Below are 7,941 nucleotides of genomic sequence, written 5' to 3'. Positions count from 1 at the left end.
TCAATTAACTAAAAATCAGATGAAAAGGCAATCTATTAAGCGGCTCAGAAAAAATGCTGGATGGGATGATTCTATTTTAACCACTATCTTATCTCAAAATTTTTCATGAGGTGACCCTGTGTAGCAACTGCATACAGAGCTTCTATTTATTCATCACTACTTTTGTTTACTTTCTATTCCGCAATGATACTTTCCGCTGTACTTTTGAGAAAGTATGGTGTGTTTCTAGAGCAGCCTGAAACGGCTTTTCCCATGATACTTACTACCTTTGCGCCTTTAAAATTAAATACATTTTATATCATTACTTTTTTTTATATTGCTACCACCACAATCTGTGGGGTCTGGAGCTCAATGCTTGGAATAATCACTTCAGGATTTTTACAAAAGCAAGATAATGATTCTCCTGAAATTAATTATGTTGTTTGGATTATATTAGGAGTTATCAATTACTATATAGCGTTGAACAATATAGCGAATGTCTTACATGCCGCAGTTTTGGCTATAATGCAAATGTCCAGCATTTATTTTTCTGTCATTGCTATTTTTTATTTCAAAAGACTATCCAAGTTAGGCGCATTGGTCAGTATCTTTGCTAGCCTAATAGTCGGCTATACTTTTTTATACAGTTTTGGTGAAGAAAAAAATTATATCTGGTATTGGGCCATAGTGGGTGTACCGACTATGTTTACTTTAGGTTATTTATTTTCAGGCTTTTCTAACGTCTTTGCACGTAGGATAAGATAAAAAATTGTGTAAACTTTGGCAGACTACAGATAAAAAACTTTAATAATCTCTTATAATTATCCGTTTGTAAATAGTAACTTTCAGCTAAATCAATTTCTCCAAAATATCATATAGTTATTCTCACGCGGTTTAACCAAAGTCTTAGCAGTAAGAGATTGGTACTAGCGCAAGAAAGAGCCGTCAAAATAGAGTTAAATTTAGGAGTAGATGGATGAGTTGCACATTAGAGTTCCCAGAGTCATTGGTTAAAATTGATTTTTGTAGTAAAGGAAATAAACAGAAAATTTTAATAGATGTTCTAACAAAATATAGCGATATGGATATTAATAGGCTTGCTTCGGTACTCGAAGTGCCGGTAAAGAAGCTCCATGAAATTTGTGATGGTAATGGCTTCTTAATTGGAGAACAGGCAGACAGTTTAGCTCAATTATTTTTAATGTTTTTAGGAGCTCATTTTTTTCGTAAATGTACTTTAATCAGGAAGTTTGTAGACTAAAACTTCACCCAAAGGTATTGTTCGATCATAGACGCAAAGATTGTTAATCTTTGAACCGACGACTCTAGCAGTTCCCCTGGATGTATTTGTTCAATTCATATGGAAGAAGTGGTGTATTATTGAGCTTAGTCTATGGCCGCCAAGGGGCGAGGCTTGCTTAAACCAGAAACATTCCATGGAGAACTAGTTTTTTAATGCTTAAAAGTTAGCATGGAGCTCGAAAACAGATACTGTGAACAGCTCTAAAATTATTTAAAAAAGTACAAAATAGACTTTTTGTGTTATAATTTTGTACTTATTTAAATCTTTAAGGGGGCTTCTATGATTAATGAGCTGGATATTGAACAGGCAAGCCAAGAAGAGCTGGGCTCAAAAGATACAAAAATGACTCACTGGCAGGCCATAGAAAAATTATCCCGCCTTTCTCTGGAAACTGCTGCTTCTTATTCGTTTAGTATGCAAATGGCGATGTTGGTCTATTTGTTAAGTCAACTTAATGTGGATGAAGAGCATTTAGCGGCAATCACTCTAATTACCTCTTTACTTAATTCCCTTGTCTGTGTTGGGGCAAGCCCGGCACTTGCAATGGCCTTAGTTGCGGGTAAAGAGTTGGGCGAATTCCGTGAGGCACAGAAAAATGGCGCTGCTGCAGAGATCCTGCAAGCAAAAAGCGAACATTTGGCTGCCGCTTTTGGCAATAGCTTAATTCTTTCTTTGCCAATGTCGTTGCTGATGATTACAACGATGGTGAATTCTAAGCCCTTATTCATCTACGGATTTAATCAAGATGAAGCGGTGGCAGACATCGCTTCTTTTTTTGTCAAATACTATGCCTTAGCTGTTCCTGCCATGTTGGTTCGATTCAGCGCCGATAATATCCTTTTTGCTTTTGAAAAAACAAAGCCGGCAATGATCTTAAGCCTTGTTAATTTGACTTTAGGCATGACCATAGGGTCCGTGCTCGCTTTTGGGAAATTAGGAGCACCTAAAATGGGCGTTTCAGGTCTTTTGATTGGATGCGTACTTGATCCTTGGGTTACCGCGGCGGAGTATTTAGTCTATATCCACTGCTCCCCTGAATTAAAACCCTATCCATTTTTACATCTTTATAAGTCTTGGACGCCCTACCTAGCACAATTAAAGGAAATTACCGCTTATACGGGCTCCATTGCGGCGAATATGTCCGTTGAAACCACCTTAAGCCTGATGATTAATATTTTTGCAGGGATGATCGGTGTTGAACAACAAGCAGCTTTTTCCTCGATTATGCAATTTTCTTTGTTTTCATTTTTATTACAAATTGCTTTTGGCCAGACTTGTGCTCAGGAAATAAACCGACAAATTGGAGAAGCTCAATTTGAAAATGCCAGCATGGCCGGCAAAATGGGGCTCTTGTCTTTAATGATTGGGATCCTTCCGGTTTTTGTTGCTTTATCCGCCTATCCTTCCCTATTATCCAAGTCTGCCGCCGAAAACAGTAAGACGCTTAATCCCATTCTTCAGTCTTTAGCGCCAATTATGTTTATGGGGGATGCCTTCGATGCCGCACGCTTTGTTTTGTTGCAACAGCTGCGAGTATTAGGTGATGATAAGCATGCTACCGCAATTTCTATGGGATGTATTGCCTTGGGTATCGCCATGTCTGGGGCTTTGGGACTTAAAACTAATATGGGAATCGATGGCGTGGCGACAGGATTTGCCCTCAGCACCGGGCTTGCTGCTATTTTATTACTCATGCGCTGGTTAAAACGCATCCAACCTGATTTTATAGCCGACAACAAAAACGAGCGGCTCAGTTCAGGCACTTTAGCCCGTTTATCTCTTGGTGCACGGCCTTCTTTAGTGAGTATTGATGGTACTGTTGAAATGAGGACTTCCAATCCCATGCTAGCAGCAGATAATGGGCATAGCACTATAACACTATAGCAGGACATTAAAGCATTTAGCTCAAGCTAGCTTGTTTCGTTAAGCTTTTAGGTGGGAATGAAGAGAATTATTTATTATAAAGAATAATGAGTAGAATTTTTTTAACAGCATGTCGAGTATGCGCTTGAGAAAAGTCTTATACTCAACTGGAACAAGGGATATAGACTAAATCCGCGTGGATCTCTCTTAAGATTAAAGCGCGGTAGGTAAATAATATAGCAGACTTAACTGTGCACTCTTTAGATGCGTTTGCCATGGTCGGATGACTAGATAGCCCTCGAGGATATTTATTTTTGCTACACTCACTACATAAACACCTGTTGAATCATACTTGTTTTCCCGAGGTAAAACTTAAATGCATCTCGAATCCGACCAACTAATATTTTCACCCTCCGATCTGACCCAATTTATGGATAGTCCTTTTGCCTCTTGGATGGAGCATTTGGCTCTAACCCACCCTCACTTGTTGCCTGCGCCTGATAAAAAAGATGAATTACTTGATGTCTTGCATGATATGGGAAATCAGCATGAGTCAGAAATTTTGGCACACTTTGCGACTTGCGGGCTAAGAGTAGCTAATCTACATCAACGAAGCGATTCCTATCGAGCTACCTTAGAGGCAATGCAAAAAGGAGTGGATATTATCTATCAAGGTCATTTGGAATTGCCACCGTTTAAAGGCTATGCCGATTTTTTGGTAAAAGTAGAAGGGAGGAGCATTTTTGGGGATTATTGTTATGAAATTTGGGATAGCAAGTTAGCCAAATCGGTTAAAACCCATTTTTTGGTGCAATTATGTTGTTATGCTGAAATGCTTGCGGCACTACAACATAATAGTGCTGAGCATATCACTATAATCCTTGGCACCAAAGAACAAAAGCGGTTCAGAATTAATGATTATTTTTATTTCTACCAGAATTTGAAATATAAATTTTTGGCAGAACATCAACAATTTGAGCCCACTCAACTTCCCGATCCTGCTTCATCAAAAAATTGGGGAAGATGGAGTGCCTATGCCGAAAGGTTGCTAATAGAAGTGGACCACTTAATTCAGGTTGCAAACATTACTTCAGGACAAATTAAGAAATTAAATAAAGCCGGCATTAACACGATGGCGGCTTTAGCGAAAGCCCAGTTCACCAACGTAAAGGGCATAAAGCCTGAGTTATTGGAGCGGCTGAAAGCGCAAGCTAAAATTCAAAAAGACAGTATGGGAGAAGAAATACCTGCCTACCTACTAATTCAAAAAGTCGAGGGCACAAAACAAGGTTTAGCGTTATTACCTCCATCCTCTAAAAATGATATTTTTTTTGACATTGAAGGATTTCCCCTGGAAGAGGGGGGACTAGAATATCTTTGGGGTATCGCTTATTTTGACGAGAATAACCAGCGACAATACCGAGATTTTTGGGCACATAACCACGAGCAAGAAAAAGAGAGTTTCAAAGCATTCATTGAATGGGTGTACCAGCGTTGGCAACAAGATCCCACCATGCACATTTATCATTATGCCAGCTATGAAATTAGCGCTTGTCGAAAACTCATGGGCCGGTATGGCTTGTATGAATATGAAGTGGACCAATTGCTCCGTAATGAAGTCTTTGTTGATTTATATAAAATCGTAAAAGCTGCTTTATTAATAGGGGAGCCGCGTTATTCGATTAAAAATGTTGAACATTTATATCGCGGTAAAAGGGATACGGAAGTTGGTTCTGGAAGTGATTCAGTTGTTGTTTACGAGCGGTGGCGAGAAAATCCTGACGGCGAGGTGTGGCAAACTTCAAAAATATTAAATGATATCCGTTCGTATAACATTGATGACTGTAATTCTACCCAGGAATTAGCCGTCTGGTTAAGAGATAGGCAGCGAGCCAGCGGCATCGGTTTCCTTGGTAAAACGGAATTAGTTGAACCCGAGATTAAAGAAGAAATTAACGACAGTATTAAACTACGCGATAACCTGCTGGCACGAGCATCACGATTAAACGATGCAGGCGAGGGGAAATTAGCAAGAATTAACACGGTGATGGCTTGGTCAATTGACTTTCATCGGCGTGAATCAAAACCGGTTTTTTGGCGTTTATTCGATAGATTAGGTTTAAGCCATGAGGAATTACTCGAGGATATTGATTGCCTGGCTTTTTGTTATAGAACTGAAAAAAAACCTTATAAGCCAAGCCCTAAAGCCCGAAATTTAGTGTATGAATATTCCTTTGATCCGGATCAGGAATTTAAGGGCAATGCAACAGACTATTATTTGTTAGGTAAGGAAACAACAGAGGGTAAAACTATAAAAGCGGCTTTTCATGCCGAGGGCAGTGATTTGGAGCATGGGATCATTGCGCTGAAAATAAAAGAGGAAGTTGAGAGTCCTCTTACACTGATTCCTAATGAATACGTTGATCCTGACCCAATTCCTAATGCCATTAGGAAGCAAGCTGAAGCCTACCTAAAGGGAAGCCTTGAGCAAACCGCAATCATTGATTTTTTGGGTAAATCAATCCCCAGGATCAAAGGTTATACTTCCGGTCAGGCAATTGCTCCCAGTCAAGATCCGCAACAACGCTTGGATGAAATGATTCAGGCGGTTATTAATCTGGATAATAGCTATCTAACCATCCAAGGACCCCCGGGAGCAGGAAAGACTTATACAGGGAAACATTTAATTGCCGAATTAGTGAAGCGAGGTAAAAAAGTAGGGATCTCTTCTAATAGTCATAAAGCCATAAATAACTTATTAATTAACACGGCCAAATATTGCCAGGAAGAAGGAATTTCAGGATCTTTTGCTTGTACACGTACTACTGAAGAAACCATTGACCATTTGAAAATCTCTGTGCTGGAAAATAAAAATATTGCGGGCTTTTTACAAGCAGGCAGTGTTGTAGGAGCTACCGCTTGGGGCTTTGCCAGGGAGGATCTTGAAAAGGCCTTTGACTATTTATTTATTGATGAAGCCGGACAAGTTAGCCTTGCTAATTTAATTGCCATCAGTCGGTCAACTTCCAATCTCATTTTAATGGGCGATCAAATGCAATTGGGTCAACCTTCGCAAGGAAGCCATCCAGAGGATAGTGGTTTATCGATTCTGGATTATTTGCTGCATTCTACACCTACTATACCTGCTTTTATGGGAGTTTTTTTGGGGACTACCTACCGTATGCATTCGGCAGTCAACCAATTTATCAGTGAGGCTGTTTATGAGGGCAAACTGGAAGCCGCTCCGCAGAACGATAGGCAATTAATAAAGGTTCCTCCTGGGTATCATGGTGTATTAAATAAGGAGGCTGGCATTATTGCTGTACCTGTAGCGCATGAAGGCAATACGCAAGCGAGTGATGAAGAGGTGGAGCAAATTGTTATGTTAACTCATGAATTATTGGGCAGAAGTTTTACTGATAAGGAGGGGAAGCAAAGATCTATTTCTTGGGAGGATATTCTTTTTGTTGCTCCTTATAATTATCAAGTCAATAAATTAAAAACTGCTCTTGGAGCCCAAGCTAGGGTTGGCAGTGTGGACAAATTTCAAGGGCAGGAAGCGCCTATTGTTTTTCTAACTATGTGTGCAAGCAGCGCTCATGAGTCACCGCGGGGCTTAAATTTTTTGTTTGACAAAAATCGCCTTAATGTGGCCATATCAAGAGCGCAATGTATGGCAATTATTGTTTATTCTCCGGCGTTGTTGCAGTCTGGTCCCCGCAATGTTGAGCAACTTTCAATGATGAATATGTTTTGTAACTTAGTGCAAGAGAGTTGAATAACCGTTATTGAGGTAGTGGATGTTTACTCTTCCAACCATATTGCTCCAACCACAAAGAAAAAATATCCATCATACTGAGACGTTTATTATACAAAACTACGGTCGCACCGATTGCGGTGGGGTATTTTATATTAAGTTCTTTAAAGCTTAATTCCTTAATGGTGGTGTATGTCTGGGTGCTGTCTTGCTGGTTAAAGCCTGTCATTTTAATCGTAATTTTAGTATTTGCCGGGATTTGGTCTAGATTATCATTTAAAAAAACGCTTGCAGTACACGACGTAGAGGTGGGGGCGGAATCTTTGCTTTTTATGACGTAGAGCACGCTTATACTTCTTAAATAGGCTTCTTGAGTCTTAGCAGGGCTTTTATTTTCCCTTATCTCGAAGGGAGCTAGTTGGTGATCCCCGAATTTCTCTCTCATTATGAATTCACAATAATTCTGCAGCATTAGTTTAATATATTGGCCATTAAATTGTTGTTTTTTATTGCCATCTTCGAATAGGGGCCAAGATAAGAGGGCATAGAGGCCTATCGCGAAGAAAGTTTGTTGTATAGTACGTTTTGTCTCCATAGACTTTTATTTTAAACAAATTAAATTGAGTATAAGCGAACCTATAAAATAAAAAAGAGGACGAAGAATTTAATAGGGCTGCGGGCCAGGATAAAAAATTATTTTATACTAAGATAATATAAAAGGATGCGACTCAATTAAATGACAAATTTTAAAAAAATAAATTTGAATTTATTGCTCCATTTGCACGCACTTTTAACCGAACGAGGAGTGAGTGCCGCGGCAGATAAAGTTTTTATTAGTCAACCAGCCATGAGTACCTCGCTTAAAAATCTGCGGGCAATATTTAAAGATCCTTTATTAATTGTTAATGATAATGGCTATTTGATATAGGCGCGGATTTTTAGACGAAAAAAAGGTATTTTTAAGAGCTATTCTTCTAATATAAGAGGGGAATAGAATGACCAAAAAGCGAAATTATTACACTGCATCAAAAAAATCAAA

5 protein-coding genes and 1 pseudogene are annotated in these 7,941 nt (G+C 39.1%); 5 read left to right on the top strand and 1 reads right to left on the bottom strand.

Annotation, left to right across the window (positions count from 1 at the left end; genetic code table 11):
* The first annotated feature begins 351 nt into the window (after positions 1–351).
* The 4 genes from ELY15_RS11575 to ELY15_RS11560 all read left to right on the top strand — a co-directional run bounded on the left by ELY15_RS11575 (position 352) and on the right by ELY15_RS11560 (position 6,923).
* Positions 352–744: a hypothetical protein gene (locus ELY15_RS11575; RefSeq protein ID WP_127100179.1), complete on the top strand. Its 393-nt coding sequence runs from the start codon at positions 352–354 to the stop codon at positions 742–744.
* 211 nt (positions 745–955) lie between these two features.
* Entirely contained in the window at positions 956–1,240 is a 285-nt protein-coding gene (locus ELY15_RS11570) for a hypothetical protein (RefSeq protein WP_127100177.1), read from the top strand.
* A gap of 321 nt (positions 1,241–1,561) precedes the next feature.
* A complete protein-coding gene (locus ELY15_RS11565) occupies positions 1,562–3,166 on the top strand; it encodes an MATE family efflux transporter (RefSeq protein WP_127100175.1) in 1,605 nt (534 codons plus the stop codon).
* Positions 3,167–3,521: 355 nt separating this feature from the next.
* On the top strand, positions 3,522–6,923 hold the full coding sequence (locus ELY15_RS11560; protein WP_127100173.1) for a TM0106 family RecB-like putative nuclease: 3,402 nt from the start codon (positions 3,522–3,524) through the stop codon (positions 6,921–6,923).
* 7 nt (positions 6,924–6,930) lie between these two features.
* On the opposite strand, the gene ELY15_RS11555 is transcribed toward ELY15_RS11560, so the two are convergent.
* A complete protein-coding gene (locus ELY15_RS11555; RefSeq protein ID WP_127100171.1) occupies positions 6,931–7,497 on the bottom strand; it encodes a hypothetical protein in 567 nt (188 codons plus the stop codon).
* A 141-nt stretch (positions 7,498–7,638) separates the two neighbouring features.
* Here ELY15_RS11555 and ELY15_RS11550 point away from each other — a divergent pair.
* Positions 7,639–7,827 (top strand): annotated as a pseudogene (locus ELY15_RS11550) (LysR family transcriptional regulator); the annotation flags it as partial.
* Positions 7,828–7,941 lie beyond the last annotated feature (114 nt).

It is taken from the genome of Legionella sp. km772, from assembly GCF_003989735.1.
GTDB lineage: Bacteria > Pseudomonadota > Gammaproteobacteria > Legionellales > Legionellaceae > Legionella.
Note: the sequence above shows the minus strand (reverse complement) of the source record. Positions and strands in the feature narration are given on the sequence as shown.

Bases quoted from the DNA above. Each gene is read 5' to 3' on its own strand.
- ELY15_RS11555 (WP_127100171.1), bottom strand. From the start codon at position 7,497: ATGGAGACAAAACGTACTATACAACAAACTTTCTTCGCGATAGGCCTC.
- ELY15_RS11575 (WP_127100179.1), top strand. From the start codon at position 352: ATGCTTGGAATAATCACTTCAGGATTTTTACAAAAGCAAGATAATGAT.
- ELY15_RS11570 (WP_127100177.1), top strand. From the start codon at position 956: ATGAGTTGCACATTAGAGTTCCCAGAGTCATTGGTTAAAATTGATTTT.
- ELY15_RS11560 (WP_127100173.1), top strand. From the start codon at position 3,522: ATGCATCTCGAATCCGACCAACTAATATTTTCACCCTCCGATCTGACC.
- ELY15_RS11565 (WP_127100175.1), top strand. From the start codon at position 1,562: ATGATTAATGAGCTGGATATTGAACAGGCAAGCCAAGAAGAGCTGGGC.